At 53.0% G+C, this 653-nt stretch carries 1 protein-coding gene; it reads left to right on the top strand.

Going from position 1 to position 653, the window contains the following annotated elements; genetic code table 11:
* Window positions 1–260: 260 nt before the first annotated feature.
* The gene (locus V7665_RS13700; protein ID WP_335665084.1) at window positions 261–566 is read left to right on the top strand and encodes a type ISP restriction/modification enzyme; all 306 of its coding nucleotides are present in this window, start codon (window positions 261–263) and stop codon (window positions 564–566) included.
* Window positions 567–653 lie beyond the last annotated feature (87 nt).

Below are 653 nucleotides of genomic sequence, written 5' to 3'. Positions count from 1 at the left end.
CAAACGGAGTTTGAAGATATAGACTCAAAGCAAGCAGAGTTTCCTCTTCGGTCCATTTTTTTGCCATGATTCATTATATCCATATCGTCTAACGAATCCATGCTTTCCTTGGGGATGCGATTTGTGGAATGAGAGTTGGCTTTGCCGCTGCGAATTGCGCGGTCAATTTTGAGCCGAAAGTCGACCTAGGGTTTCTGTAAAGTTAGATTGGGGAACCAATAAGCCCCTCCTCTTCAGAGGAGGGGGAAGGGGTGGTGGCGATGCCGAAGGTATCGCTCGCGCAGCGACCAGCGCCCTCAGCCGACGGTCCCCACCCCAACCCCTCCCCTGAAGGGGAGGGGCTTGAGACAGGCCGCGTCTATATCAATCTGGAGCAATATTTTGATGCGGTGCCAAAACTCGCCTGGGACTTCTATATCGGTGGCTATCAACCGGCTCAGAAATGGCTGAAGGATCGCAGGGGACGCGCGCTCAGCTATGATGATATCGGCCAGTATCAGAAAATCATCAAAATCCTGACCGAGACCGATCGGATCATGAAGGAAATCAAGCTCCCGCTCGACTAAACATCCTCCCCGTCGCTTCGCGACAGGGAGGATAGTGGAGCCGCCAAAACCTCTTTCCTACACCGCCCGCCTTATGTCATATCCCCG

Source organism: Parasphingorhabdus sp. (genome assembly GCF_036964675.1).
Taxonomy (GTDB): domain Bacteria; phylum Pseudomonadota; class Alphaproteobacteria; order Sphingomonadales; family Sphingomonadaceae; genus Parasphingorhabdus.
This window is presented reverse-complemented; position numbering and strand designations above follow the sequence as displayed.

Coding starts and splice junctions, on each gene's coding strand:
- V7665_RS13700 (WP_335665084.1), top strand. CDS start 261: ATGCCGAAGGTATCGCTCGCGCAGCGACCAGCGCCCTCAGCCGACGGT.